The 23856-nt window shown below is 70.0% G+C and carries 24 protein-coding genes and 3 pseudogenes; 20 read left to right on the forward strand and 7 right to left on the reverse strand.

The genetic code is table 11. The features are described 5' to 3' along the window. Positions 1–25: 25 nt before the first annotated feature. Together cseB and AB0I51_RS40725 are read left to right on the forward strand one after the other, a co-directional pair. Positions 26–715, forward strand: coding sequence for a two-component system response regulator CseB (cseB, locus tag AB0I51_RS40720; RefSeq protein ID WP_362983430.1), 690 nt, complete (start codon positions 26–28; stop codon positions 713–715). Then, the gene (locus tag AB0I51_RS40725) at positions 712–1917 is read left to right on the forward strand and encodes a HAMP domain-containing sensor histidine kinase (protein ID WP_362983431.1); all 1206 of its coding nucleotides are present in this window, start codon (positions 712–714) and stop codon (positions 1915–1917) included. Before cseB ends, AB0I51_RS40725 begins: the two co-directional genes overlap by 4 nt. Here the strand turns inward: AB0I51_RS40725 and AB0I51_RS40730 are convergent. Then, complete coding sequence (locus AB0I51_RS40730; RefSeq protein ID WP_362983432.1) at positions 1895–2173, reverse strand: barstar family protein; 279 nt, start codon at positions 2171–2173, stop codon at positions 1895–1897. The two genes, AB0I51_RS40725 and AB0I51_RS40730, sit on opposite strands and share 23 nt — an antisense overlap. A gap of 40 nt (positions 2174–2213) precedes the next feature. Here AB0I51_RS40730 and AB0I51_RS40735 point away from each other — a divergent pair. From AB0I51_RS40735 to AB0I51_RS40785, 11 genes and pseudogenes are all read left to right on the forward strand, one after another. Then, positions 2214–2782: pseudogene (locus AB0I51_RS40735) on the forward strand (zf-HC2 domain-containing protein); the annotation flags it as partial. Further along, positions 2779–3649: pseudogene (locus AB0I51_RS40740) on the forward strand (ATP-binding cassette domain-containing protein). The pseudogenes AB0I51_RS40735 and AB0I51_RS40740, both read left to right, overlap by 4 nt. 111 nt (positions 3650–3760) lie before the next feature. Next, positions 3761–4759, forward strand: coding sequence for a hypothetical protein (locus AB0I51_RS40745; protein WP_362983433.1), 999 nt, complete (start codon positions 3761–3763; stop codon positions 4757–4759). Next, positions 4744–5178 (forward strand): hypothetical protein, encoded by a 435-nt coding sequence (locus AB0I51_RS40750; RefSeq protein ID WP_362983434.1) that lies wholly within the window; start codon positions 4744–4746, stop codon positions 5176–5178. Before AB0I51_RS40745 ends, AB0I51_RS40750 begins: the two co-directional genes overlap by 16 nt. Positions 5179–5405: 227 nt before the next feature. Further along, positions 5406–5579, forward strand: a complete 174-nt coding sequence (locus AB0I51_RS40755; protein ID WP_362983435.1) for a hypothetical protein — start codon at positions 5406–5408, stop codon at positions 5577–5579. Positions 5580–5656: 77 nt separating this feature from the next. Continuing rightward, positions 5657–6094 carry a hypothetical protein gene (locus AB0I51_RS40760; RefSeq protein ID WP_362983436.1) on the forward strand — a complete coding sequence of 146 codons (438 nt, stop codon included), beginning with the start codon at positions 5657–5659 and terminating at the stop codon, positions 6092–6094. Between the two features lie 72 nt (positions 6095–6166). Next, positions 6167–7129 carry a ribosome-inactivating family protein gene (locus AB0I51_RS40765; RefSeq protein WP_362983437.1) on the forward strand — a complete coding sequence of 321 codons (963 nt, stop codon included), beginning with the start codon at positions 6167–6169 and terminating at the stop codon, positions 7127–7129. A gap of 139 nt (positions 7130–7268) precedes the next feature. Further along, positions 7269–7703, forward strand: coding sequence for a hypothetical protein (locus tag AB0I51_RS40770; protein WP_362983438.1), 435 nt, complete (start codon positions 7269–7271; stop codon positions 7701–7703). A 5-nt stretch (positions 7704–7708) separates the two neighbouring features. Then, positions 7709–7921 carry a Tn3 family transposase gene (locus AB0I51_RS40775; protein ID WP_362983439.1) on the forward strand — a complete coding sequence of 71 codons (213 nt, stop codon included), beginning with the start codon at positions 7709–7711 and terminating at the stop codon, positions 7919–7921. A 454-nt stretch (positions 7922–8375) separates the two neighbouring features. Then, entirely contained in the window at positions 8376–9512 is a 1137-nt protein-coding gene (gene gntH, locus AB0I51_RS40780; protein ID WP_362983440.1) for a guanitoxin biosynthesis MBL fold metallo-hydrolase GntH, read from the forward strand. Positions 9513–9584: 72 nt separating this feature from the next. After that, positions 9585–10588 (forward strand): annotated as a pseudogene (locus tag AB0I51_RS40785) (IS5 family transposase). Positions 10589–10658: 70 nt separating this feature from the next. Here AB0I51_RS40785 and AB0I51_RS40790 read toward each other — a convergent pair. The 6 genes from AB0I51_RS40790 to AB0I51_RS40815 form a co-directional block, all read right to left on the reverse strand. After that, positions 10659–11375, reverse strand: coding sequence for a GntR family transcriptional regulator (locus AB0I51_RS40790; RefSeq protein WP_362983441.1), 717 nt, complete (start codon positions 11373–11375; stop codon positions 10659–10661). 58 nt (positions 11376–11433) lie between these two features. Next, positions 11434–11823, reverse strand: a complete 390-nt coding sequence (locus AB0I51_RS40795; protein WP_362983442.1) for a PPOX class F420-dependent oxidoreductase — start codon at positions 11821–11823, stop codon at positions 11434–11436. Between the two features lie 108 nt (positions 11824–11931). Beyond that, the gene (locus AB0I51_RS40800; protein ID WP_362983443.1) at positions 11932–12732 is read right to left on the reverse strand and encodes an amino acid ABC transporter ATP-binding protein; all 801 of its coding nucleotides are present in this window, start codon (positions 12730–12732) and stop codon (positions 11932–11934) included. Positions 12733–12737: 5 nt separating this feature from the next. Further along, positions 12738–13532 carry an amino acid ABC transporter permease gene (locus AB0I51_RS40805; protein ID WP_362983444.1) on the reverse strand — a complete coding sequence of 265 codons (795 nt, stop codon included), beginning with the start codon at positions 13530–13532 and terminating at the stop codon, positions 12738–12740. Positions 13533–13566: 34 nt separating this feature from the next. Continuing rightward, on the reverse strand, positions 13567–14439 hold the full coding sequence (locus AB0I51_RS40810) for a transporter substrate-binding domain-containing protein (protein ID WP_362983445.1): 873 nt from the start codon (positions 14437–14439) through the stop codon (positions 13567–13569). A 102-nt stretch (positions 14440–14541) separates the two neighbouring features. Then, on the reverse strand, positions 14542–14910 hold the full coding sequence (locus AB0I51_RS40815; protein WP_362983446.1) for a proline racemase family protein: 369 nt from the start codon (positions 14908–14910) through the stop codon (positions 14542–14544). Positions 14911–15245: 335 nt separating this feature from the next. Between AB0I51_RS40815 and AB0I51_RS40820 the strand changes: the two genes are divergently transcribed. From AB0I51_RS40820 to AB0I51_RS40850, 7 genes are all read left to right on the forward strand, one after another. Beyond that, a complete protein-coding gene (locus tag AB0I51_RS40820; protein ID WP_362983447.1) occupies positions 15246–16295 on the forward strand; it encodes a proline racemase family protein in 1050 nt (349 codons plus the stop codon). Positions 16296–16388: 93 nt separating this feature from the next. Then, positions 16389–17633: an FAD-dependent oxidoreductase gene (locus AB0I51_RS40825; RefSeq protein ID WP_362983448.1), complete on the forward strand. Its 1245-nt coding sequence runs from the start codon at positions 16389–16391 to the stop codon at positions 17631–17633. Positions 17634–17702: 69 nt separating this feature from the next. Continuing rightward, positions 17703–18623, forward strand: coding sequence for a dihydrodipicolinate synthase family protein (locus tag AB0I51_RS40830; RefSeq protein WP_362983449.1), 921 nt, complete (start codon positions 17703–17705; stop codon positions 18621–18623). Then, positions 18620–19723, forward strand: a complete 1104-nt coding sequence (locus tag AB0I51_RS40835) for a proline racemase family protein (RefSeq protein WP_362983450.1) — start codon at positions 18620–18622, stop codon at positions 19721–19723. Before AB0I51_RS40830 ends, AB0I51_RS40835 begins: the two co-directional genes overlap by 4 nt. Further along, a complete protein-coding gene (locus AB0I51_RS40840; RefSeq protein ID WP_362983451.1) occupies positions 19723–21213 on the forward strand; it encodes a gamma-aminobutyraldehyde dehydrogenase in 1491 nt (496 codons plus the stop codon). The genes AB0I51_RS40835 and AB0I51_RS40840 overlap by 1 nt, the downstream gene beginning before the upstream one ends. A gap of 127 nt (positions 21214–21340) precedes the next feature. Next, entirely contained in the window at positions 21341–22453 is a 1113-nt protein-coding gene (locus AB0I51_RS40845; protein ID WP_362983452.1) for a phosphotransferase, read from the forward strand. 35 nt (positions 22454–22488) lie between these two features. Next, positions 22489–23847 (forward strand): aspartate aminotransferase family protein, encoded by a 1359-nt coding sequence (locus tag AB0I51_RS40850; protein ID WP_362983453.1) that lies wholly within the window; start codon positions 22489–22491, stop codon positions 23845–23847. The last annotated feature ends 9 nt before the right edge of the window (positions 23848–23856 follow it).

The raw sequence follows: 23856 nt of genomic DNA on the forward strand, positions 1-23856 counted from the left end.
CGACGTTGCCCGACTCACGGGGAGAGTGAGCGTGTACGACATCCTGCTCGTCGAGGACGACGAGATGATCCGTGAGGCCACCCGGCTGACGCTGGAGGAGCACGGTTACCGCGTCCGCACCGCGGCCGACGGGGTGCGCGGGCTGGAGATGTATCGCGCGTCCCGGCCCGACGTGGCGGTCCTCGACATCATGCTGCCTGGGCTCAACGGGGTGAGTCTGGCGGGCCGGATCCGCGAGGAGTCCGGGGTGCCGGTGCTGCTGATCTCGGCGCGCAACGACCCGGTCGACGTGGTGATGGGCCTGGAGGCGGGCGCCGACGACTACGTGACCAAGCCCTTCGAGGGGTCGGTGCTGGTCGCCCGGATCCGCTCGCTGCTGCGCCGGGCGGCACCCGCCGAAGCGCCGACGCGGCCGCAGGAACCGCCGGTCCCGCCCCTGTGCTTCGGCGACCTGGAGTTCTGCCCGGTGTCCCTGGCCGTGCGCCGGGGCGAGAAGCCGCTGAACCTGACCACGACCGAGCTGAAGCTGCTCAAGGAGTTCGCGTCCTCGCCCGGCACGGTGTTCACCCGAGATCTGCTCCTTGAGCGGGTCTGGGACTACGCCTGGTCCGGCGACACCCGGGTGGTGGACGTCCATGTGCAGCGGCTGCGCACCAAGATCGGCCGGGAGCGGATCGAGACGGTCCGCGGTTTCGGCTACAAGCTGCGCACATGAGACGGCCGGTCACCGCGCACATCGGTACGAAGGTCGCCCTCGCGGTGGCCGCCGCGGCCGTGTCGGTGTCGGCCGCGACCGGCGTCCTGGTCCACCGTGTCACCGCCGCCGACCAACTTGCCACGGCCCGTTCCGAGTTGGACCAACGGTTGCTGAGCGCGGCCTACGACTACGCGGCCGCCCGCAAGTCCCTGGCCCGGCTCAACCCGCCGGACCTGCCGGCGCCGGTGGCACGAGCGGTACGGCACGGGGTGCGCGTGACCTGGCTCCGCGACGGCACCCTGTGGGCGGCGACCCAGGTCTCGGACGGCGAGGTGCTCGCGCTGTCGCGGTCCTACGCTCCCGAGACGCGGTCGCTGGCCGCCCTGGACCGGACCCTGGCCGTGGTGGGGGTGGCCGCTACCGTCCTGGTGTCCCTGGCGGGGCTGCTCCTCGGGGTGAGGATGGGCCGCCGGGCCAGGGCCGCCGCCCGCACCGCGGAGCGCATCGCCAACGGCGACCTCGACGCCCGGGTCCGTCCTGGCGGCCGGGACGAGATCGCCCGGCTGTCGGCCGCCGTCGACACCATGGCCGACGCGCTCGGTGCCCGTCTCGAGGCCGAACGCCGGGTGACCGCCGACATCGCGCACGAGCTGCGCACCCCGGTCGCGGGCATGTCGACGGCGGTCGGGCTGCTGCCGCCGGGCCCTGCCACGGACTTGATCGGGCGGTCCGTGAAGAACCTGCGCTCCCTGGTCGAGGACGTCCTGGAGGTGGCCCGCATGGACGCGCAGGTCGCCGTGGCCGAGACCGAGGAGCGGCAGGTGAGCGCCATGGTCCGGCGGGCGGTGGCCGGACTCGATCAGGTGGAGGTGCGGGTGGCGGCCGACATGGTGGTGACGACGGACCCGCGCCGCGTCGAGCGGATCCTCACCAACCTGGCCTCCAACGCGCTGCGGCACGGCGCCGAGCCGGTGCTGGTCGAGGTGGACGGCCCGGTCGTCCGAGTCCGCGACCACGGCGAGGGCTTCCCGCCCGACCTGCTGGCCGTCGTGCACACCTCCGGTCCCCAGCGCTTCCGTACGACCGCCGCCGGCACCGGAACCGGCCTGGGGCTGACGATCGCCGTGGGCCAGGCCCGCCTTCTGGGCGCCCGCCTCACCTTCCGGAACCGTCCGGAAGGCGGGGCGGAGGCGGTACTCACGCTGCCTGATCCGTCCTGAGCGTGAAGTCGGCCTCCTTGGAGACCGTGTCGACGATCGCCAGCAAGGTCGCCAGCTGCTTGGGGTCCTCGTCCACGAGCAGCTGGTCGATGTCCCGGGCGACGACCGTGAGGGGGCTCACGGTGAACAGGCACTCCTCGAAGGCGTCCCAGTTGTGGCCGAAGCAGTCCGGGAAGGCGAGCGCCTCGGCCCACTCGGCGAACAGGTCGAGAGTGGTGCGGCAGTGGCCGCCGCGGACCTCGGGGACCTCGGTCATGTCGTCCTCCTACCAGCGGCCGGAGTAGTGGAAGGAGCCCACGCCGGTCCTGCGGCGCTCCTGGCTGGCCGCCGTGGTGTTCCTGCTGCTGGCCACGGTCGGCGTGGTGCACACGCCCGGCGCACCGACCCTGTTCCTCGCCCTCGCCCCGCTGTTGCCGCTGGCCGGCGTCGCCCTCTCCTACGGGCCCGCGCTCGACCCGACGTACGAGATGGCCGTCGTCGCACCCATGCACGGCTTCCGGCTTCTGATGATCCGCACGCTCGCCGTGCTGGTCGCGGGCCTCGGCCTCAACGGGCTCGCCACCCTCGCCCTGCCCGGCTACGGGCTGCGCGCACTGGCCTGGCTGCTGCCCGCCCTCGCCCTCACCGCGAAGCGGCCTCGCGCTCACCCCCCCGGCTCGGCCCGGTGCTCGCGCCGTCCCTGGTCGGCGGCGCCTGGGTGGCCGTGATGCTGGGCGCGCAGGTGGCGCAGCAGGCCTCCGCCGACCCGCTCGCGCCGTTCACCGCGGCCGGGCAGGGCGAGGCCGGAGCGGTCGCCGCGCTCGCCGCCGGGCTGCTCTTCCTTCTCCGTGACCGCTTCGACCTCTTCAACGGGAGCGCCGAATGACCACCACCACCGTCTCCGCCGCCGGGCCCAGTCTGCGCTACAGCGGCACCCGCGCCCTGGACGACGTGTCGCTGCGGCTGACCCCGGGCGTGACTGGGCTGCCCGGCCCCAACGGCGCCGGAAAGACCACCCTGTTGAGGGTGCTCGCCACCTCCGTGCCCGCCGACCGGGGCGCCCTCACGTCCTCGGCAACGACCCGGGCACCTCGCGCGGCCGCCAGGAGGTCCGCCGCTCGCTCGGCTGTCTGCCGCAGGCACCCGGCCTCCACCCGGACTTCACCGCCTTCGAGTTCGTCGACTACGTGGCGATCCTCAAGGAGCTGACCGACCGCACCGCACGCCACCGCGAGGTGCGCCGCGTCCTGGAGGAAGTCGACCTCGGAGACGTCCGCGGCCGCCGTGTCAAGAAGCTGTCCGGCGGGATGCGGCAGCGGGTCGCGCTGGCCGCCGCCCTCGTCGGCGCCCCCGGCTTCCTCGTCCTGGACGAGCCGACCGTCGGCCTCGACCCCGAACAGCGGATGCGCTTCAGGGAGTTGATCGCGCAGGCCGGAGAGGGTCGCACTGTGCTCCTGTCCACCCACCAGACCGAGGACGTGGCGATGCTCTGCCACCGCGTCCTGGTCATGGCGCGCGGCCGCATCCTCTTCGAGGGCACCCCGCCGACCTCACCGGCCGCGCCGCCGGCCGGGTGTGGAGCAGCACCGAACGCGCCCCGGACGCGAAGGCGGGCTGGCGCACCGGCACCGGCGCCTTCCGTACCGTCGGCGACCCGCCGGCCGGCGCCGACCTCCTCGAACCCACCCTGGAGGACGGCTACCTGCTCGCCCTCGACGACGCGGGCACGGACGCGGAGGTGGCGGCCGCATGAGCCTGGCCATGGAGACGGCGGCCGAGACCGCTGTGCGCCAGGACGGTCCGCGCCGCTCCTGGGCGGCCGTGTTCGCCCTCGCCCGCTTCGAGGCACGCGACCTGCTGCGGTATGTCCCAGTGCTGGACCCTCCTGCTGTACGTCGGCTACACCGCCTGGACGCTGTTCCACGAGAGCGACGGCATGGACGCCTTCCCCGCTCTCCGGAACGCAGACCGGGCCACACAGGAAAGGCCGCTGCTCCTCGGAGTCGCCCTTTTCGTGTTCGTCAACCGGTGCACGCTGCGCTCCCGTCGGCGCGGTACCGACCGGCAGTTCGACGTGCTGGTCATGGAGCCGTGGCGGCGAACGGTCGCGCACGTCCTGTCGGTCGTGCCGTTCGTCGTCCTCACCGCACTCGTCGTGCTCGGCGAGTTCGCCCGGCAGGCGCTCCGGCCGGGCGCGGTGGGCCACGGCTCACCGGCCGAACTGGCCGTCGCACGCCTGTTCGTGCTGCTGTGCGGTGCGTTCGGGGTGCTGCTCGCCCGGCTGGTCCCGACCACGTTCGCGGGGCCGCTCGCCGTAATGGGTCTCTTCGTCCTCAGCGTGTTCGTCTCCGCGGGAACGAACGACGCTGAGTGGTCGCGCTGGCTGGGCCCGATCGTGAGCGAGAACAGCAATACGGCCCTCCCGTCGGACCTCATCGGCCGTCCCGCCGCCTGGCACGCGCTGTATCTGACGGGGCTGATCCTGCTGCTGGCCCTCTGCGCCGTCCTGGCGAGCGGTGGCAGGACCCGGGTTCTGCGGGCCGGGGTGGCGGGCGCGCTGGCGCTGACGCTGGCCGGTGCGGTGGGGCAGTCCGGGGGGAGTGAGCTGACGGCCGCCCGGGAACGGGCCTCGGTCTCCCCGCGGATGGACCAGTCGTGTGTGAAGCGCGGCGCCTCCACGTACTGCGCCTTCCCCGAGTGGACCCGCCGGGCGGGCACCTGGGCGGGGGGCGTGGACCGGGTCCGGACATTGGCCGGGGGTACGGCCGCCCGGCAGCCCCTTCTCGACGGCAGCGGGTCGACGCCCGCTACGGACTGCCCGGCGACGCCTCGCTCGACACGCTCACCATGCCGAACCAGGTGACCGTCGGCACGGGTTGGGGCGGCAACCGGGTACCCGAGTTCGCGGTCACCGTCGCCTATGTGCTGGTGGCCGGTGACGAGTCGAAGGGGAGTGAGCTGTGCGACGGGCGGGTGGTCAACGCGATGTGGCTGGCCCTGGGCCGGGATCCCGACCCGATGGCCGACTTCGCCAACGTCCGGCTCGGCGACAACGTCACCGGTTCGTCGGTCGTCCTCGCCCCCACCAGCGGTCTTTCCATGTCGGCCGGACAGACCGACGTCGTACGGGAGTTTCTGGGCCGCCCGCGCGCGGAGACGACGGCGGCGGTGAAGGAGCACTGGGGTGAACCGACCGCTTCGGGGGTCACCACGGCCCAGGTGGCGAAGGCGCTCGGGGTCGAGGTGCCGAAGGGGGCGAAGGACTGCGAGGACGAGGAGTGACGGGGGCGTTGAGAGGGGTCGGGAGAGCCGGGGCGGGGTGAGGGCGCCGGGGGGTGCGTCGGGTGTCGTGGGGGTCGGGGGCGCGGAGGGTTCCGAGAGAGCCGGGGGGCGTTGAGGGTGTCGGGGGAGTTGGGGCTGTCAGGGGTGCCGGAGGTGCTGAGGGAGTCGCGGGAGTCGGGGCTGCCGGAGGTTCCGGAGGTGCTCGGGGAGCCGGGGGAGCCCGGGGCATGAGCGGGGCGTTGGTCGCGGCCGTGGCGCGGACGGTGCCGTGGCGGGTAGTCGGTGCCGGGGCGGTCGTAGGGCTGCTGGTCGTGGGGGTGCCGCGGCTGTCCACCACCCTCGACGAGTGGCTCGGCCTCAACCTTCTTCGGGCCGCCGCGCTCGTCCTCGCTTCGGACTGACCTTCCTCCTGGACGATCCGGCCCGGGAGATCACCTCCCCTGTCCCGACCCGGCGTGGGGTCCGGACGGGACTGCGGGTGGCGCTGGTCGCCCCGGTCGCCGCGCTGTGGTGGACGGCGGTACTGCTCCTCGTCCCGGCGCAGGCTCGCCCCCCGGTCGGCGCGATCACCCTGGAGGCCACGACCACGGCTGCCCTCGCGCTGACCGCCGCGACGATCGCTCTCCGCTTCACCGACGAACCCGAACCCCGCCCCTCGGTGGCGGCGGCCCTGCTGACCCTGGCGGTGCTTGCCCCCACCCTGCTGCCCGCCCGCTGGGACCTGTTCGTCACGCCGGGCGACCCCGCGTGGGGGCCGGCCCACACGGGCTGGGCCGTGCTCCTCGGGTGCGCGGTGCTGCTGTGGGTCCTGTGTGGACCGGAGCCGCTGCGGCGTCTCGGGTCCGGGCGGGGGGCCGGGGAGGGCCAGAGGGTTCGGGTAGGCCCGGGGGCAGCCCCACGCGATGCGGGACTGTGACGGAACCTACGGACCGTTGACGTATTGGCTTCCTACCTTTCCGGCACAGTCCCCAACGGAAAGGTGAGCCCCATGCGTGCTCCTCTGCGTCAGCGCTTCCTGATGACCGCGGCCGTCCCGGCCCTCGTCGCCGGAGCCGTCCTCGTCTCCGGAGTCTCCGGTGCCTCCGCCTCGCACACTGCCTCCCCGTCCGCCCAGGCGGTCCACCTGGGCTCGGGAGAGCTCGGTCTGGTCGCCGACGACCAGAAGATGCAGCAGATCCACTGGAACGTGGACGGCGGCGCGGCCGCCTACAAGGCCATGCTCCAGGACCTGGCCAACCTCCAGGTCAGCCTCGCCAAGGCCCACAGCGTGAAGGTGCAGGCGACCGCCTCGTCGAGCCGGACCGTCACCTTCACGAACAACACGGCGATCCATACCTTCGCCGACCTCGTGGTCACCTCCCAGGGGCAGAGGGTCCACCTCCTCGTCCGGCTGAGCGACCTCTACGTCACCGGCTTCTACTTCGATGCGAGTGACGGCAGGCACTACGTCCCGATCACGACCGCGAACGCGGCGATCATCAGTGGCGCCGACGTCAACGACCATTGGCGCGGCACGGAGAACTACAACAAGCTCTCCTCGCTCGGCAGCATCAGCCTCGCCGACCTTCAGATCGGCCACCACAGCCTCTTCCAGGCGATCACCGACCTGCGGCACGTCGACACGGCGAGCACCCAGGCCGTGGCGCGGGCCCTGCTGCGGATGATCTTCGCCGTCTCCGAGGGGTCGCGCTTCCCCTGGCTCTCCGGCGGCATCTACAACGCCCTCCTGAACAGCCAGGACTTCCGCGTCAGCAACACGGGTGTGGAGCTGGTGCACGACTGGGCGGGCCTCAGCCACGTCCTCGCCGACCGCCTCAAGAACGGCAACAAGTCCACGGCGAGCGTCCGTACCACGAGCTTCGGTCTCGTCGACAGCGTCGCCAAGGCGGTGAAGCTCCTGCTCACCGCGCTGAGCGACGGTGTGAACCCCAACCCGCACGAGGAACTCTGACCCCCCGGCCCCGCGGGGGGCTCCCCCCTGCACCGCCACCGCAGTTGTCGATCTGGAATCTTCCCGCCCATGCCGTGGAACCGTTGTCGTGCCGAGCGCCTGGTGTGCGCTGAAGTCGTGACAGGCCGAGGCGAACGGGGTGCGCAGCCGGATGGGCGAGGGCGGGAAGCCGTCGACAGGAACGGCGGAACTGCGGGCGCAGATGGACGCGTTCCTGCGCGGTGACGGGGATCCGCGCTCCCTCGTCGAGGCTGTGCGGGATGCGGAACTCCTGCTCCCGCTGCTCGGCGAGGGCCCCGTGTGGACCGCAGATCTGGACAGCATCCGCTGGCTGTTCGCGTTCACCGGCACCCGCGAGATGCACACCTTCCTCCAGCAGAGGTGGGAGGCCGCCGAGCCCGGCGAACTGAACCGTTCCGGATTCGACGAGATCGAGGACCTTACGGCGGAACTCGGATGGATAGCTGCGGGGCGTCGCGGCCTCCGAAGGCTGCTGGACGGTCAATTGTCCAGCAACCCGACTCCATCAGAACCGGGGCATACCATCTCGATCAAACCCGGAACGGTTCACTGAACGCCGTGGTGCTGTGGAACAGCCTCTACCTGGACCGGGCGGCCAAGCAGCTCGCCGCCGATGGCTTCCCCGTCACCGACGACCTACTCGCCCGCCTCTCGCCGTTGCAGTTCGACCACATCAACTTTCTCGGTCGGTACGCGTTCTTCCGCCCGGCCGAGGCTGGCCGTCGTCCGCTGCGTCAGCCGTCGGTCGAGGAGGATGGCTGGAAAGTGTAGGGCGGGCCAGGGGCGGCGCTACCGTCCCGGGGCGGTCCACTTCGTCTCTGCGGCTGTGGCCTGCAGGCCACCGAGGCCCTGGGGTGGGGGAAGGCCTCGATCCGCAGCCAGTACGAGTCCGGGAGTGCTTGGGTCGACGTGGGCGCCGACACGCCATCCGATCCGCCGGCCCGACAAGCGGGTCTCACTCTGACGAGGACGGCCGGCGGACTGGTGAACAGCTCTGCCAAGTGGTTCCGCGCGATGAGCGGTTCTACCGTTAAAGGTGTGCGTTGCCCACCAGCGTCCCGTGCTCACCGCCCGTACTGTTCGAGGTGGCAGGAAGTGAGCTGGGGTGGGGCGGCCGCGCCGACGCCTGGTCCGCTTCGCTCCGCGTCCTCCCCGGCTGGGCGCCCTCCGGGCGCGTGCGGTTGCCTGGTCGACGACTCGAGCCAGGCCTGAGAGGAGCATCCTCATGGCCAACGAGACCCCTGCTGCACTTCCCGCCCTGACCTACATGGGTGGTACCACCGCGATGACCACGACGCCCGTCGCGGGGACGCTGGCTCAGCCCTACCCGGACATCTACGTGCCGAGCGCGGAGCCGATCCGTGGCGGCGAGATGCGGGTCACCGTGCTCGGGAGCGGCAACCCGCCACCGACCCGCGCGCAGGCGTCGGGCAGCGTGCTCGTCGAGGTCGGCAATCCTGAACGCGACATGTTCATCTTCGACGTGGGCAGCGGATGCCTGGCCAACTTCATGTGCCTCGGTCTTCCGGTCAACTCGCTGGACAAGGTGTTCCTCAGCCACCTGCACGCCGACCACACGGCCGACCTCATCACCCTGTTCGGTAGCTTCCGCAAGGCGGGGCGCAAGGGGCCGCTGCAGGTGTGGGGCGGCAACGGATCGGAGCCCAAGTACGGGTCGGAGGCCGCCATCGACGCCATCGCCGCGGCCTGCGCCTGGGACACGGAGTCGACGCGTGGCTTCACCTCCAACGAGGCCGCCGAGATGTACGGGACGGAGTTCGATGCGTCGGTCACGTCCGTTGTCTACGAGGCGAACGGCGTGACCATCACCGCGTTCCCGGTCATCCACAACCTTCACGGCGCGGTGGGCTACCGGGTCGACTTCGCAGGCTTGAGCATGGTGTTCTCCGGCGACACGCACCCGTGCCGGCCGCTGGTGCGAGCCGCGCAGGGCACGGACCTCCTGATCCACGAATGCTTCCCCTCCGCCGACATGCTCGCGACGCTCACCGGAGACCCGATCGAGCGCTTCGAGGCCATAACCGCAACGCACACGGTCCCCGTAAGCGCCGGCAGAGTGTTCTCTCTCGTCAAGCCCCGCATGGCCGGCCTGTGGCACACCTTCCTGGTCCCGCCCGTGGTCGCACCGATCCTCGAACAGGTGGGCACAGTCTTCGACGGGCCCGTGGTCCAGACACAGGACCTCACGGTCTTCAACATCACGAAGGACGCCGTGGTCGCGCGCCAGACAGAGCCGGTGCCGCAGGCCATAGTCGTTCCAGGGGAACCGACCTTCGAGCCGACATACGGCCAACGGCCGACCCCGCCGAGCTGGTGGGAGGAAGCATTCATCCCCGACTAGGGCCTGTGTGATGTCGTGATCAGTCTCGGGTTCTGGTTCCGTGCGGGTGCAGGACCTGGTAGGACGCTGGGTGTGACGCGTAGGCAACTCACCGACGAGCAAGGGGAGTTCATCGAGCCGTACCTGCCGATAGGCGAGTACGGTCCGTACCCCGGGCGGCTGCGGGAGCAGTTCGAGGGGGTGATCTGGCGGTTCCGGTCCAGCGCCCAGTGGCGAGAGATGCCGTCCGGGTTCGGACCGTGGCCGACGGTCTACGGGCGCTTTCGCGTCTGGCGGGACGCCGGGGTCTTCTCCGCTCTCCTGGAAGGCATGATCGCGGAGGCCGCCCGCCGGGGACAGCCGGACGTGTCCCTGGTCAGCGTGGACTCCACCACCGCCCGCGCCCACCACGACGCAGCCGGGATGCACATCGGCAAGGACGTCATGGACGCCCTTGAGGAAGCCGCCGCCGAGCAGGAGCGGGCCCGGCAAAAGGGGGCGGCCCGCCAGAACAGAACGGACAGAACGGCAGGGGCAGCCCCGAGCAGGAAGAGCGACGGCGTGTCAGGCGACGGCGCAGGCTCCGCTTGGACCTAGCCCTGCTCGGCAGATCCCGCGGTGGACTGACGAGCAAGATTCATCTCGCCGCTGACCGCAGGTGCCGTCCGCTGTCACTCGTACTGACCGCAGGACAGGCCGCCGACAGCCCGCAGTTCGTCCCCGTGCTGCAGAAGATACGGGTCCGTCTGCCGGTTGGCCGGCCTCGGACCCGGCCCGACGCTGTCGCCGCGGACAAGGCCTACGCGTCCCGCGCCAATCGCTCTTACCTGCGGAAACGCAACATCAAGGCGGTCATCCCGGAGAAGAAGGACCAGGCCGCCAACCGGAAGAGGAAGGGCAGCCGGGGCGGCCGGCCCGTCGGTCATGACGACGATCTCTACAAGGAGCGGAACACCGTCGAGCGCCTGATCAACAAGCTGAAGGCATGGCGGGGTATCGCCACTCGATACGACAAGACGCCCGAGAGCTACCTCGCAGGCCTCCACCTCCGTGCCTCGATGATCTGGATCAACGACCTCCTGAAGGCAACTGGCTGATCACAACATCACACAGGCCCTGGGGCGAGTTCAGGGGACGGGTGCCCCATGTACCCGGGACGCTGGACATTCACCCGGCGTGCGGCCGGCCGGCGCTCTTCTTTCGTTCGGCGAGCATCTCGATGAGTTCCGCGGCGCTCCACAGGGTGTGCCGTTCCACCTCGGCGTCGATGAGCCGGGGGTCACCGTCGAGGATCGCGTCGATCAGCCGTTCGTGGACGTGCAGCGCGCGGTCGGGGTCCGAGCGGGTGCTCTCGTCGACGGTGATGGCGATGTTGATCTGGGCTTCGACGGTTGGCCACATACGGGTGAGCATGCTGTTCTCGGAGGCGGTCCAGATCGTCCAGTGCAGGTCGAGGTGGGCCTGGTGCAGGCGGTCCGTGTCCTGGGAGGCGTGCGCGGCCCTGTACTCCTCGGAGCTCGCGCGGAGTCTGGCCTTGCGGGAGGAGTCGGGGTCGTCGGCCAGGGCCCGGGCAGCGAGTTGCTCCAGGGCCATGCGGACTGCGGCCACGTCGCGGATGAACTTCTCGTCGATCGCGGTGACGACGACACCGCGGTAGGGCTGCTGCTCCAACAGCCCTTCGTGGATCAGCTGGTAGATGGCCTCGCGGAGGGTCGGGCGGCTGACCCCCATCTGCTGGGCGATCTGGACTTCTTTGAGCCGCTGCCCCGGCCCCAGCTCACCGGCCAGGATGGCGCGCCGCAGCTCGTTCACCACGGCGTCGCGGCGGGTCTGGTTGGTGACCGGCCGGGGGCCGAGGGTCGGCTGGGATGCGTGCTTGCTCATGAGTCCTCCGCTGATTGTCAGACCATATAGTAGGCCATTGCGATGCTCCGCAGAGACATCAGGCACCGTACTCAGTAACGCGTTCGGCGTGGACGGTCACGACCACCCTCGGCGTCGTCTGTGTCTCCTGCCAGGGCCTGCCCTCGTATTTGCGGGAGAGTTCGTCGATCAACTCGGGCCCGCCGTCCCGGGTGAGGGTGACCGGGCCGCGCACGACGGCGTACACATGGGCATCGTCCCGGTCGGTGACCAGGACGCTGGCGCGCGGGTCACGCAGCAGGTTGAGGTGTTTGACGCGGCCTTCGACGGTGGAGAAGGCGATTCCGTCGTCGGTGGCTTTCACCCAGACCACGGTCTGCTGGGGCAGACCGTCCCTGCCGATGGTGGCGACTGTCGCGAAGTTCGGCCCGGAGGCCAATTTATGTGCCAGTTCTGCGAGTTGAGTCATGTGGGGGATTCCTTCGCTTTCAGCACGAGGTGGTCTGTCCGGGCAGGAACGGTGGCAGAGCCCTGAAAGGGAGGCCAGGGGATCTGCCACCGTTCCCGGTCGGTGTGGTCAGAAGCGGATGGCGTCGATGAAGGCCCTCAGGCCGGGTGTCTGCGGGTCGTTGAAGGCGTGCTCCGGTGGTACGTCCTCCTTGATCAGGCCGTCCTCGAAGAAACAGATGCGGTCTGCGGCCTTGGACGCGAAGGCCATGTCGTGCGTGACGATGACGCAGGCGATGCCCTCCTCCTCCTTAAGCTTGGTGAGGACGCCCAGGACCTCGGCCGCCACCGGCGGGTCGAGGGCCGAGGTGATCTCGTCGCACAGCAGCAGGCGTGGCCGCATCATCAACGCCCGGGCGATGGCCACCCGTTGACGTTCGCCGCCGGACAGCTGGGTGCACCGGCTGCGCAGATGCTGGGCCATGCCTACCTCGGTAAGGGCTTTCTCGGCCCGCTCCAGCAACTGGGCCCTGGATTCACCGAGGGTCAGACGGGGGGCGATGGTGAGGTTGTCGAGGACGTTCATGTGCGGCCAGAGGGTGTAGCTCTGGAAGATCATTCCGATCTGGCCGTGGAGATCCTTCCATGCGCCCTGGTACTCACCGCCCTGGACGACTGCCTGACCGGCGAGGTGGATGTCCCCGGCGTCCGGCTCCTCCAGGCCGGCGATGACCCGGAGCAGGGTGCTCTTGCCGGAGCCGCTCTTGCCGACGAGGACGGCGATCTCACCGCTGCCGATGGCGAAGTCCGCTTCCTTCAGGACCGGGCGGCCGTGAAAGGACTTGCTCACCCCTTGGGTGCGCAGGAACGCGCCGTCGAGACCGGGAGCATTCTCCGGTGTCCCGTCGAGGGTCGGGTTGGTCTCTGCCATGTTGATCAGACACCTTCCGGCTTGAGCAGGGACTTCAGGACGGGGCTGGCCACGGCGGGCGGCCGGTATCCGGGGCGCATGCGGGCGAGGGTGCCGCGCAGCCCTGAAGAGGGTGGCGGGGCGCCGCGCGAACCGCTGGTGAGCAGCCGGCGCTCGACGTAGCTGGTGAACAACGTCGCGGGGAAGGCGACCGCGAAGTAGAGGACGGCGACCAGGGTGAAGATCTCCATGGGCCGGTATGTCTGACTGGAGAGGATGTTGCCCTGGAAGGTCAGGTCCGCCAGGCCGAGCGCGGAGACCAGGGAGGTGTCCTTGAACATGCTCACGTTCAGGGACAGGATCGTGGGGATCTGCTGGCGGAAGGCCTGCGGCACGATGACGTACCGCAGGATCTGCACCCGGTTCAGGCGCAGCATCCGCGCCGCCTCGATCTGCTCGACGGGCACGGACTGCATGCCGGCGCGGTACGTCTCCGACATGAACGCCGTCAGGTGCGCGGTGAGCGCGATGATGATGGACAGCTTGCCGGGCAGGTCGATGCCGAGGAGCGCCGGAAGGGCGTAGAACACCCACAGCAGCTGGATCAGCAGCGGTGTGCAGCGGAACGCCTCGATGTAGAGCTGCGCCGGCCAGCGGATGACCTCGATCTTCGACATGCGCGCCACGGCGAGCGGGAAACCGAGGACGGCGCTCGCGGCGATCACGATCGTCGAGATCTCCAGGGTCAGCCACAGTCCGTCCAGCAGGGTGGGCAGTGCGGGGCCGATGACGCTGAAGTCCGGGGAGTACGCGAGATTCATCTTGGACTACCTCCGTGAGGGCGGCAGGTCGGCGTCAGGACTTGATCTCGAGGTCGCCCAGCGCGTCCACGTCCCGGTAGCCTGCCCCGGCGAAGGCACGGGCGATCTCGCCGCTGGCCACCGAGTTGTCGACGGCGACGTTGAGGATGTCCATGGAGCGGGCGTCGATGCCGGCGGGGACGCCGTAGGCCACGTGATGCACGAAGATCGCCGGGTCGGGGACGATGATGCCCATGGACTTGTCCTTGGTCGCCATGTCGACGGCGGTGCCCAGATCGGTGAAGACAGCGACGGCCCGGCCGGCCTTCACACCGGCGGCAGCGTTCTGGTAGGTGTCCACCCGCAGTTCCTTGGCCTTCGCCTGCTGCAGCGCGGCGTCCAGCGCAGTGCCCTGCGAGGTGGCGATCGGCTTCTTCGCGTCGAGGATCTGCGTGCTGCTCTTGTAGTCGCTGCCGCGCTCGACCAGGAACACGCCGGGGTAGGACCAGGATCCATGGGTGAAGCGGATCGCGAGGCTGCGCTCGACGGTCTGGTCGAGGTCGGCGGCGACGTCGTACTTGTCGGCCTGGAGCCCGGCGACGATGTTCTGCCAGGTGGTCGCGACCGTCTTCACCTTCACGCCGATGCCGTCCGCGAAATTCTGCAAGGGCAGCAGGTCCGGCCCGCTGCAGGAACCGTCCGCCTTGACGACAATGGTCGGCGGGGCGTCGGCGCAGCCGATCCGCAGCTCCCCGGCCTTCTTGATCTTGTCGACCCAGGCGGCCTTGCTGGAGTCGCCGGAGCTGGCGACGGTCTGCGTCGAACCGCCGTCCGAGCCCACCTTCCCCCCGAAGAAACCGGCCAGCCAGGCGAGGATCAGGACCCCGACGACGTAGAAGGTGGTTTTGCTCTGCTTGGTGAGTGCCATGGCCGTGCTCCAGTGCTAGAGGGTGAGTGGTGGTGCGGGGTGTGGCATGGGGGGATCCAGCCGATCCGCGGTGTGGCGGGGGTGTTCGGCGGGGGTGAGGGGTCAGGTGACGAGGAACCCGTGCCGCAGAGGGTCTTCGGGGTCCAGGAATTGGGTCGAGGTCGCGGTGAGGTGGGCGCGGCCCGCGATCTCCACGCGTACGGCGGGGACCGGGCCCGCGTCGGCCGTCTCCACGGCTCGGGCGCGGAACGTGCCGCCGGTGATGCTCTGGTGCACGAAGGGCTGCCCGATCGGCAGCCGCCCCTGTGCGACGAACGCGGCCACTGGGGCCGAGGCCCCGGTGCCGCAGCGAGAGCGGTCCGCTCCCGCCGGGCGGATGTTCACCAGGACGTGGCGGTCGGCGTCCGGCGAGTCGGCGGGGGCGGTGAGCTGGACGTGGGTGACTCCGGCGATCTGGTGTTGAGCTCTCATGGGCCCACCCGATGATTGTCTGACACGCAGCAATTTGGGGGAAGGTTAGGGAGCGGCCTCCCGACTGTCAATAGCCCAAATCGTGATGTACCCATGAGGTGGAGACCTGAGATCGCGGGTCCAGGGGAAGCGGCAGGATGCGTCCGGAAAGTGGCAGGACGCATGACACCTGGTTGATTTATGGCAAATCTAGGTGATCAAAGGTGCACAAAGAAGCCCGCTACCGATCACCGGGTGGGCTCCAGGGTATTGACGGCGCCAGACAGGCGCGTCTAACTTCACCACATCGCCGCCGATTGTTTGACAATCTTCGGTCGTCACGAAAGGGAAGACCCATGAGGTTCAGTCGCACCCTGAACGTCGTCGACGCCCATGCCGAGGGGGAATCCGGCAAGGTCGTGGTCGGCGGGATTGGGCCGGTCCCAGGCGAAAGCGCCTTCGGCAAGATGCGCTACTTCGAGGAGCACCACGACCGCCTGCGCAAGCTCCTGCTGCAGGAGCCGCGCGGCGCGATGTGGCACAACGCCAACGTGGTACTGCCGTCCAACAACCCGCAGGCCGACGTGGGCTACATCATCCTGGAGTCTACGGAATATCCGGCAATGTCCGGTTCTAATACCATGTGTGTGGCCACGGTGCTGCTGGAGACCGGCGTGCTGCCCATGACCGAGCCGGTCACGCATCTCACGCTGGAGGCGCCGGCCGGCCTGATCCGGGTGGAGTGCCAGTGCGCCGACGGCAAGGTGCGGCGGGTGAAGCTGGTCAACCGGCCCTCCTTCGTCCACCACCGGTCCGCGGATCTGGACGTCCCGGGTCTCGGCCGGGTGACCGTGGACATCGCCTACGGCGGGATGACCTTCGTCTTCGTGGACGCCGAGTCACTCGGCTTCAAGCTCGACGTGAGCGAGGAGGCGGCGCTGTGCGAGCTCGGACAGCGTCTCAAGAAGGCCGCAGTGCAGCAGTTGGACGTGAGCCACCCGGAGAATCCGCTGATCCCCGGCATCACCAACACGGTGTTCGCCGGCCCGCTCCATCACGAGCAGGACGAGGACGGCGCCGAGATGATCCGCTCCAGGAATGCGACCGTCGTCTCGCCCGGCCGGATCGACCGTTCCCCGTGCGGCACGGGCACCTCGGCCCGCCTCGCCGTCCTGCACGCGTACGGCCTGCTGAAACCCGGGCAGCTGTTCCGGCACGAGTCGCTGATCGGCAGCCAATTCGACGCCCGGATCGAGTCCACCACCACGGTCGGGCCGTACGACGCCGTCGTGCCGAGCATCTCCGGGCGCGCCTGGATCACCTCCTTCAACCAGTTGGTCCTCGATCCGACGGACCCGTTCCAGGAGGGCTTCGTGGTGGGGCGGCCCTGGGAACCGGAGATCTGAGCGAAGCCCGGTTTCGACGTTCTTCAGCGGGTGCGCCTGTCGCCCCGCTGGTGGGAGGCGCCGCAGGCGCCCTGTCAGGAGGTACACGACTCCATGCGGACCATCGTTGTGGGTGCCGGGGCCGTCGGTCTGGCCGCCGCCTACCGGCTGGCCAAGAGCGGCTGCGAGGTGACCGTTCTCGACGCCCGGCGCGCGGGCTCGGCCGCCTCGCACGGCAACGCGGCAAAAATCGCCTTGGCGGAGAGCGGCCCGGTCCCTGCTCCGGGTGTGATCCTGCAATCCCTCAAGTGGATGCTGAAGCGGGACAGCCCGCTCTACGTCAAGCCCTCGCTCAACCCGGGCTTCATCAAGTTCATGCTGAGCATGGCCCGGAACTGCACCGCCCATGACTTCCGCCACGGTCTGGAAACGACCCTGCGTCTCGCCGAGGGCACCATGGACCTCCTCGACGACTGGACGCGGGACGGCATCGCCTTCGAGATGCACAAGGCCGGCGTCCTGCTCGCCTTCGAGACACGGGAGCGCTACGAGGAGCAGCTCGCCTCCCTCGACATCTTCGAGAGCTTCGGCCTGATCGCCGAACATCTGCACGCAGACGCCGTGCAGGCCAAGGAACCAGTCCTCAGCAGCCGTATCAAACACGGCCTGTTCTTCCCGGACGACCGCCAGGTCGAGCCCGACTCCCTCACCCAGGGCCTGCTCAAGCGATGTACGGAACTCGGCGTCGAGATCCATGAGCACACCCCCGTACAACGCTTCCTGCGCCAGGGCGACGCCGTCACCGGTGTCGTCACCGACAAGGGTGAGTACCGGGGCGACAACCTGCTGCTGACCGGCGGCGTGTGGACCGCCCGCATGACCGCCCAGCTCGGGGTCCCCCTGCCGATCCGGCCGGGCAAGGGCTACAGCGTCGACTACACCCCCGCCCCGGTGCCGCTGCGCACGCCGCTCACACTGGAGGACGCACGCGTCGCGGTGACCCCGCTGAACGGCTTCCTGCGGCTGGCGGGCACCATGGAGTTCGGCGGCCTGGAGGAGAGCATCAACCCCCGCCGGGTCGCCGCCATCAGGCAGGCCGCGGCCGACTCCCTCACCGGCTGGGACAACCCGCCGGGAGAAACCGCCCCCTGGGCGGGGCTGCGCCCCATGACCCCCGACGGGCTGCCGATCATCGGCCGTCTCGATCCCCTGCCGAACGTCTACGTCGCTTCGGGCCACGGCATGCTCGGGCTCACCCTCGCCCCGGCCACCGCCGAGATCATCACCGAGGCCATCACCCAGGGGCGGCTGAACGCCGTCGCCGAGACCCTCACCCCGAACCGCTTCACCCGGCGCTGAGCCTCACTCGATCCCTCAGCGCCATCCCCACCCCGCATCCTGTCCTCCGCGACCTTCAGGAGATCAACCATGAGTGCCACGCAGCTCACCGGCATCCTCGCCGCCGTCGTCACCCCGCTGACCGCCGATGCTTCCGCCGTCGACGCGGCCGGCGTCAAGCGCCAGGCCGACCACATCATCGGCGGCGGCGTGACGGGCCTGGTGGCCGGCGGCAGCACCGGCGAATTCACCACGCTGACCGCCGACGAGCGCAAGCACGTCAGCGACCTGTACATCGCGGGCGCCGCCGGGCGCGTCCCGGTGATCGTGGGAACCGCCGCGCTCAGCACAGCCGCGACCGTGGAGATGAGCGTCTACGCCGAGAAGGCCGGCGCGGCCGCTGTGATGATCGTCCCGCCGTTCTACGACAGCCCCTCCTTCGACGAACTGCGGCGCTTCTTCGGCACCGTGTCCGAGGCCATCGACATCCCGATCATGTACTACAACCTGCCCTCGGTCTCCGGCGTCCAGCTCACCCCCGAGGAGCTCGCCCAGCTCGCCCGTGAGACCGCGGTGACCTCCTACAAGGACACCGGCGGCGACTTCGCCTGGTTCTCCGCCGTCCAGCAGCAGCACTCGCTGGACATCACCGCGCTCAACGGCTGGGACACCCTCACCTTCGCCGCCCTTGCCAGCGGTGCCAAGGCCGGCGTCTGGGGCGCGGCAAGCGTCATCCCGCGCCTGTGCGCGGACCTGTACGACGCCCTCGTGGTCCGCGGCGACCTGCAGGCCGGGCGAGAGCTGTGGACGAAGATCTTCCCGATCTGCCGGTTCCTGGAGTCCCACAACTACTGCGCGGCCATCAAGACGGGCCTCGACCTCGTCGGCGTGAGCGCCGGCCCCACCCGCCTGCCGGTCCTGCCCCTGGCCCCCGAGCACCGCGCGGAGTTCCGCGACCTGCTCGTCGCGGCCGGCGTCGAGACCGTCGAGGACCCGGTGGCCGCCGGATGACCAAGCACCGCCGCATCCACGCCATCGACGTCCATGCCGAAGGCGAGCCCGGACGTGTGCTGATCGGCAGCCATCTGCACGTCAAGGGCGCCACCATGGCCGAGCGGCTGCAGTACTGCGAGAAGCACCTCGACGACCTGCGCCGGCTACTCCTCCGGGAGCCGCGCGGCTACCCGGCCCTGTGCGGCGTCCTGGTGCTGCCCCCGGCCGACCCGTCAGCCGATTTCGGCATCGTGGTGCTGGAACAGGGCGGCTTCCGTCCCATGTCGGGCTCCAACCTGATCTGCGCGGTCACCGCCCTGGTGGAGACGGGCGCGGTGCCGGTGAGCGAGCCGGTCACCGAACTCACGGTGGACACCGCGGTCGGCCTGGTCCGGGTCCGCGCCGAGGTGTCGGGCGGCAAGGCCACCCGGGTCACCTTCGCCAACGTCCCGGCCTTCGCAGTGGCCCTCGACCACGAGCTGGACCTGCCCGAATACGGCCGGGTCCCGGTCGACATCGTCTTCGGCGGCCAGTTCTTCGTCCAGGCCAGAGCCGAGGATCTCGGCGTCCGCCTCGAACCGTCCGCCGCCAAGCAGCTCACCCGCGCCGGAGCGGTGCTGCGGGCCGCCGCCCAGCAGCAGTTCCCGGTCAGCCACCCCCACAACCCGGGCATCGACCAGGTCTCCCTGACGATGATCCACGGCCCCTCACCGACACCCGGCGCCTCCGGCCGCAACGCGGTCGTTGTACCCAACGGCGAGGTGAACCTGGCCGATCCGGCGACCTGGACCGGCACGCTGGACCGCTCCCCCTGCGGCACCGGCACCAGCGGCCGCATGGCCGCCCTGCACGCCCGCGGCGAACTCGCCCTGAACACCGCCTTCGTCCACGAGTCGATCATCGGCACCACCTTCACCGGCACGCTCCTGTCCGAAACCTGGGCCGGCCCGTACGACGCCGTGCTGCCGACGATCAGCGGACGTGGCTGGATCACCGCGTTCAGCCAGTACGTCCTGGACGAGACCGACCCCTTCCCGCACGGCTACACGCTCGGCGACCTGTGGGGCGAGCAGACCTCCCCGCCCGCCGGGCCGGCCGGGACCGACCTGGAGAACTGATGGAAACCACCGGACTGCAGTTCATCGCCGGCAAGCGCCGCTCCGGCACCTCCGGCGAACACTACGAGGTGACCAACCCGGCCACCGGCGAGGTCCTGGCGACCGAGATCCTGGCCGGCCCCGAGGACGTTGACGAGGCGGTGGCCGCCGCCCGCGCCGCGTTCTGCGAGTGGTCGCGCGCGACCCCGGCCGAGCGCTCCGAGGCGATGCTGCGCTGGGCGGACCGGCTCGACGCGCGCGCCGAGGAGTTCGCCCGCGTCGAGAGCCGCAACGCGGGCAAGCCGATCAGGCTGACCGAGGGCTTCGACGTCCCCGGCACCATCGACAACGTCCGGTTCTTCGCCGGAGCGGCCCGCAACCTGGAGGGCCGCGGCTCGGCCGAGTACTCCGCCGACCACACCTCCGCCATCCGCCGCGAACCCATCGGCGTGATCGGTTCCATCGCCCCCTGGAACTACCCCCTCCAGATGGGCGCCTGGAAGATCCTCCCGGCGATCGCAGCGGGCAACACCATCGTCCTCAAGCCCTCCGAGCTCACCCCGCTCACCTCGGTGATGTTCGCCGAGGCGGCCGAGGAGGCCGGCATCCCCGACGGCGTCATCAACATCGTCACCGGAACCGGCCCGATCGCCGGCCAGGCCCTGGTCACCCACCCCGACGTCGCCATGGTCTCCTTCACCGGCTCCACCGCCGTGGGCCGCCAGGTCGCCTCCCAGGCAGCCGGGTTGGTCAAGCGAGTCCATCTCGAACTCGGCGGCAAGGCCCCGTTCGTGGTTTTCGACGACGCCGACGTGGAGGCCGCCGCCCGCGGCGCCGTGGCCGGAGCCCTCATCAACGCGGGCCAGGACTGCACGGCCGCCACCCGCGCCTACGTCCAGCGCCCGTTGTACGGGGCGTTCGTCGAGCGGGTCGCCGAACTCCTGGACGGCGTACGCCTGGGCCCGGTCGACGACCCCGCCACCGACATGGGCTCCCTGATCTCCTTCAAGCAGCGCGACAAGGTCGCCGCCATGGTCGACGCCGCCCGTGAGGCAGGGGCCACCGTCGTGCGCGGCGGGAAGATCCCGGACGGGCCGCTCGGACAGGCCGCCTACTACGAACCCACCCTCATCACCGACGCCGCCCAGGACTCCGCCATCGTCCAGCAGGAGGTCTTCGGCCCGGTCCTGGTCGTCCTGCCCTTCGACACCGACGACGACGCCATCCGGCTCGCCAACGACACCCCCTACGGGCTGGCCGCCTCGGCCTGGACCAGCAACGTCTTCCGCGCCGGGCGCGCCACCCGCGAGATGCAGGCAGGCTGCGTCTGGATCAACGACCACATCCCGATCATCAGCGAGATGCCGCACGGCGGCTACAAAGCGTCCGGCTTCGGCAAGGACATGTCGGCGTACGCCTTCGACGAGTACACCAACATCAAGCACGTCATGACGGAGATCACCGGCGACCAGCACAAGTCCTGGCACGACGTGATCTTCACCAGCAGCTGACCCGCCCAGCCCTCCGATCGCCCCATCCGGTCCGGGCGGGGCGGACTCCCGTCCGCGAGAGCGCCCCGCCCGGACCTACCGCGTCACCTGTTGCCGTACCGGAAGACGACCGAGGAGCACGGACCCCATGGCCCCTACTGTTTCCGATGACATCGACGGCGCTGCGAACACCACTGCCGACGAGATGCTCGACCGGCTCGGCCTCGGCGCCGGCAGTCTTGCCGCCGGACACGTGGTCATGAGCGAGACCGAGGTGAGTGCTCTGGTCCGCGAGTGCTGGTCCCTCGACGCCACCGCGACCCGGCTGGCGACCGAGAAGGACGACACCTTCCGGCTCGACACGACCACCGGCGAGAGATTCGTCGTCAAGGTCTCCCACCCGAACGAGGACCCCGGCGAAGTCGCCTTCGAGACCGAGCTGACGCAGCACGTCCACGACTCGCCCCACGGCGTCCCGGTGCCCGCGCTGCTGCCCGCCGCCGACGGCCGGGCCCTCGTGCCGATCAGGGACGAGGCCGGACAGCACCGCCTGGCACGGCTGATGACCTTCACCGCTGGCACACCGCTGGACTCGACCGGGTCCTCGCCACGGGAGCGGCAACGCGTGGGGGAAGTCCTGGCCAAGCTGCGCCACGCCACCGCCGGCTTCCGTCATCCGGCGGACGGCAGGTTGTGCGCCTGGGACGTCCGGCATCTCCCGGCCCTGCGTCCGCTGCTCAGCCGGGTTGCCGATCCCGCGCAGCGGAAGGTGCTGACCGCCGCGTTCACCCGCTTCACGCAGGTCGCCGAGCGTGTGCTGCCGGACCTGCGTACCCAGTTGCTGCACAACGACTTCAGCAAGTCCAACATCCTCGTGGACCACGACGACCCCGCTTTCGTCACCGGCATCATCGACTTCGGCGACGCCGTGCACACCGCGATCGCGGTGGACGTCTCGACCGCACTGCTCAACCAGCTGCCGCGCGATGCCGCGCAGCGGCCGGTGGACGACCTGTTCACCGACGCCCGTGACGTGCTGCACGGGTACCTGCGCTTCGCCGACCTCACCGAGACCGAACTGGCGGTCATCCCCCACCTGGTGATGGGCCGCGTGGTCGCACGGGCGCTGATCACCTTGCACCGCGCGGCACTGATCCCGGGCAACACCACATACATTCTGCGCAACACCGCGCAGGGCTGGGGGCAGTTGGCCTGGTTCCTGGACCGCACCCAGGACGAGATCTCGTCGGCCCTCCTGTGACCGGCACGCCGCCGTACCCGACAACAAGGACGATCATGAGTACCTCTGACATCAAGCCGCGCGGGAAGATGAACAACGCCTTCGACCCGTCCGCCGCGCAGCGGCTCTCTCCGGCTTCCCGCAGGATGATCGAGCGCCGTACGAAACTGCTAGGGCCGGCGTACCGGCTGTTCTACGAAGAGCCCGTCCACTTCGTCCGCGGCGAGCGGTGCCGGCTGTGGGACGAGGAGGGCAACGAGTACCTCGACGCCTACAACAACGTGGTCTCCGTCGGGCACGCCCACCCGCACGTCGTCGAGGCCGTGCACCGACAGATGCAGACGCTGTGCACCCACACCCGCTATCTGCAGGAAGGCGTCCTCGACTACGCCGAGGACCTGCTGGCCACCCTCACCGGCCCGGTCGGCGACGGCCACGCCATGTTCACCTGCACCGGCTCGGAGGCCAACGACCTCGCCCTGCGGATCGCGAAGCACCGCACCGGAAACCGGGGCGTCATCGTCACCTCCGAGGCGTACCACGGCAATTCGGACCAGACCGCGGCCTTCTCGCCCGCTCTCGGGGACAACGCCCCTCTGGGGACCTGGGCGCGCCGGGTACCGACACCGGACTCTTACCGCATCCCACGCGAGGGGATGGCGCAGTGGTTCGCCGATCACGTCCGCGCGCAGATCCGTGATCTCGAACGGCACGGCGAAGGCGTGGCGGCGTTCGTCGTCGACTCACTGTTCAGCTCCGACGGGATCTACGCCGAGCCGGTCGATCTGCTCGGCCCTGCGGTCGAAGCCGTCCATGAGGCCGGGGGACTGTTCGTCGCCGACGAGGTGCAGTGCGGGTTCGCGCGCAGTGGCGAACAGATGTGGGGCTACCAGCGCCACCACGTCGCGCCCGACGTCGTCACCATGGGCAAGCCCATGGGCAACGGCTACCCGGTCGCCGGCATCGCCGTCACCCACGACGCCGTCGCCGAGTTCGGCCACGACATGCGCTACTTCAACACCTTCGGCGGCAACCCGGTCGCGATCGCCGCCGCACAGGCGACCTTCGACGTCATCCGGGACGAGAACCTGCTCCGCAACGCCCGCACGGTCGGCGACGTCATCCGGGCGGGGCTGGCCGAGCTCGGCGAGAGGCACGAGGCGATCGGCGACGTCCGCGGCGCGGGACTGTACCTGGGCGTGGAACTCGTCGGCGACCGCGACACCAAGTCCCCGGACCCGGCCCTGGCGACCGCCGTCGTCAACGGCCTCCGCGAACGCCGCGTACTGATCTCCGCGACCGGCGCCAACGGCAATGTGCTGAAGATCCGCCCACCACTGGTCTTCGACACCAAGGACGCCGGCCGGCTGCTCAGCACACTCGCGGAGGTCCTCAAGTCCACCGCGAGGCGGTGACGATCGCCT

Origin of the sequence: Streptomyces sp. NPDC050549, assembly GCF_040655035.1 — a bacterium.
GTDB lineage: Bacteria > Actinomycetota > Actinomycetes > Streptomycetales > Streptomycetaceae > Streptomyces.

Bases quoted from the DNA above. Each gene is read 5' to 3' on its own strand.
- AB0I51_RS40725 (WP_362983431.1), top strand. From the start codon at position 712: ATGAGACGGCCGGTCACCGCGCACATCGGTACGAAGGTCGCCCTCGCG.
- AB0I51_RS40730 (WP_362983432.1), bottom strand. From the start codon at position 2,173: ATGACCGAGGTCCCCGAGGTCCGCGGCGGCCACTGCCGCACCACTCTC.
- AB0I51_RS40745 (WP_362983433.1), top strand. From the start codon at position 3,761: ATGTCCCAGTGCTGGACCCTCCTGCTGTACGTCGGCTACACCGCCTGG.
- AB0I51_RS40750 (WP_362983434.1), top strand. From the start codon at position 4,744: ATGCCGAACCAGGTGACCGTCGGCACGGGTTGGGGCGGCAACCGGGTA.
- AB0I51_RS40755 (WP_362983435.1), top strand. From the start codon at position 5,406: ATGAGCGGGGCGTTGGTCGCGGCCGTGGCGCGGACGGTGCCGTGGCGG.
- AB0I51_RS40765 (WP_362983437.1), top strand. From the start codon at position 6,167: ATGCGTGCTCCTCTGCGTCAGCGCTTCCTGATGACCGCGGCCGTCCCG.
- gntH (WP_362983440.1), top strand. From the start codon at position 8,376: ATGGCCAACGAGACCCCTGCTGCACTTCCCGCCCTGACCTACATGGGT.
- AB0I51_RS40790 (WP_362983441.1), bottom strand. From the start codon at position 11,375: ATGAGCAAGCACGCATCCCAGCCGACCCTCGGCCCCCGGCCGGTCACC.
- AB0I51_RS40795 (WP_362983442.1), bottom strand. From the start codon at position 11,823: ATGACTCAACTCGCAGAACTGGCACATAAATTGGCCTCCGGGCCGAAC.
- AB0I51_RS40800 (WP_362983443.1), bottom strand. From the start codon at position 12,732: ATGGCAGAGACCAACCCGACCCTCGACGGGACACCGGAGAATGCTCCC.
- AB0I51_RS40805 (WP_362983444.1), bottom strand. From the start codon at position 13,532: ATGAATCTCGCGTACTCCCCGGACTTCAGCGTCATCGGCCCCGCACTG.
- AB0I51_RS40810 (WP_362983445.1), bottom strand. From the start codon at position 14,439: ATGGCACTCACCAAGCAGAGCAAAACCACCTTCTACGTCGTCGGGGTC.
- AB0I51_RS40815 (WP_362983446.1), bottom strand. From the start codon at position 14,910: ATGAGAGCTCAACACCAGATCGCCGGAGTCACCCACGTCCAGCTCACC.
- AB0I51_RS40820 (WP_362983447.1), top strand. From the start codon at position 15,246: ATGAGGTTCAGTCGCACCCTGAACGTCGTCGACGCCCATGCCGAGGGG.
- AB0I51_RS40825 (WP_362983448.1), top strand. From the start codon at position 16,389: ATGCGGACCATCGTTGTGGGTGCCGGGGCCGTCGGTCTGGCCGCCGCC.
- AB0I51_RS40830 (WP_362983449.1), top strand. From the start codon at position 17,703: ATGAGTGCCACGCAGCTCACCGGCATCCTCGCCGCCGTCGTCACCCCG.
- AB0I51_RS40835 (WP_362983450.1), top strand. From the start codon at position 18,620: ATGACCAAGCACCGCCGCATCCACGCCATCGACGTCCATGCCGAAGGC.
- AB0I51_RS40840 (WP_362983451.1), top strand. From the start codon at position 19,723: ATGGAAACCACCGGACTGCAGTTCATCGCCGGCAAGCGCCGCTCCGGC.
- AB0I51_RS40845 (WP_362983452.1), top strand. From the start codon at position 21,341: ATGGCCCCTACTGTTTCCGATGACATCGACGGCGCTGCGAACACCACT.
- AB0I51_RS40850 (WP_362983453.1), top strand. From the start codon at position 22,489: ATGAGTACCTCTGACATCAAGCCGCGCGGGAAGATGAACAACGCCTTC.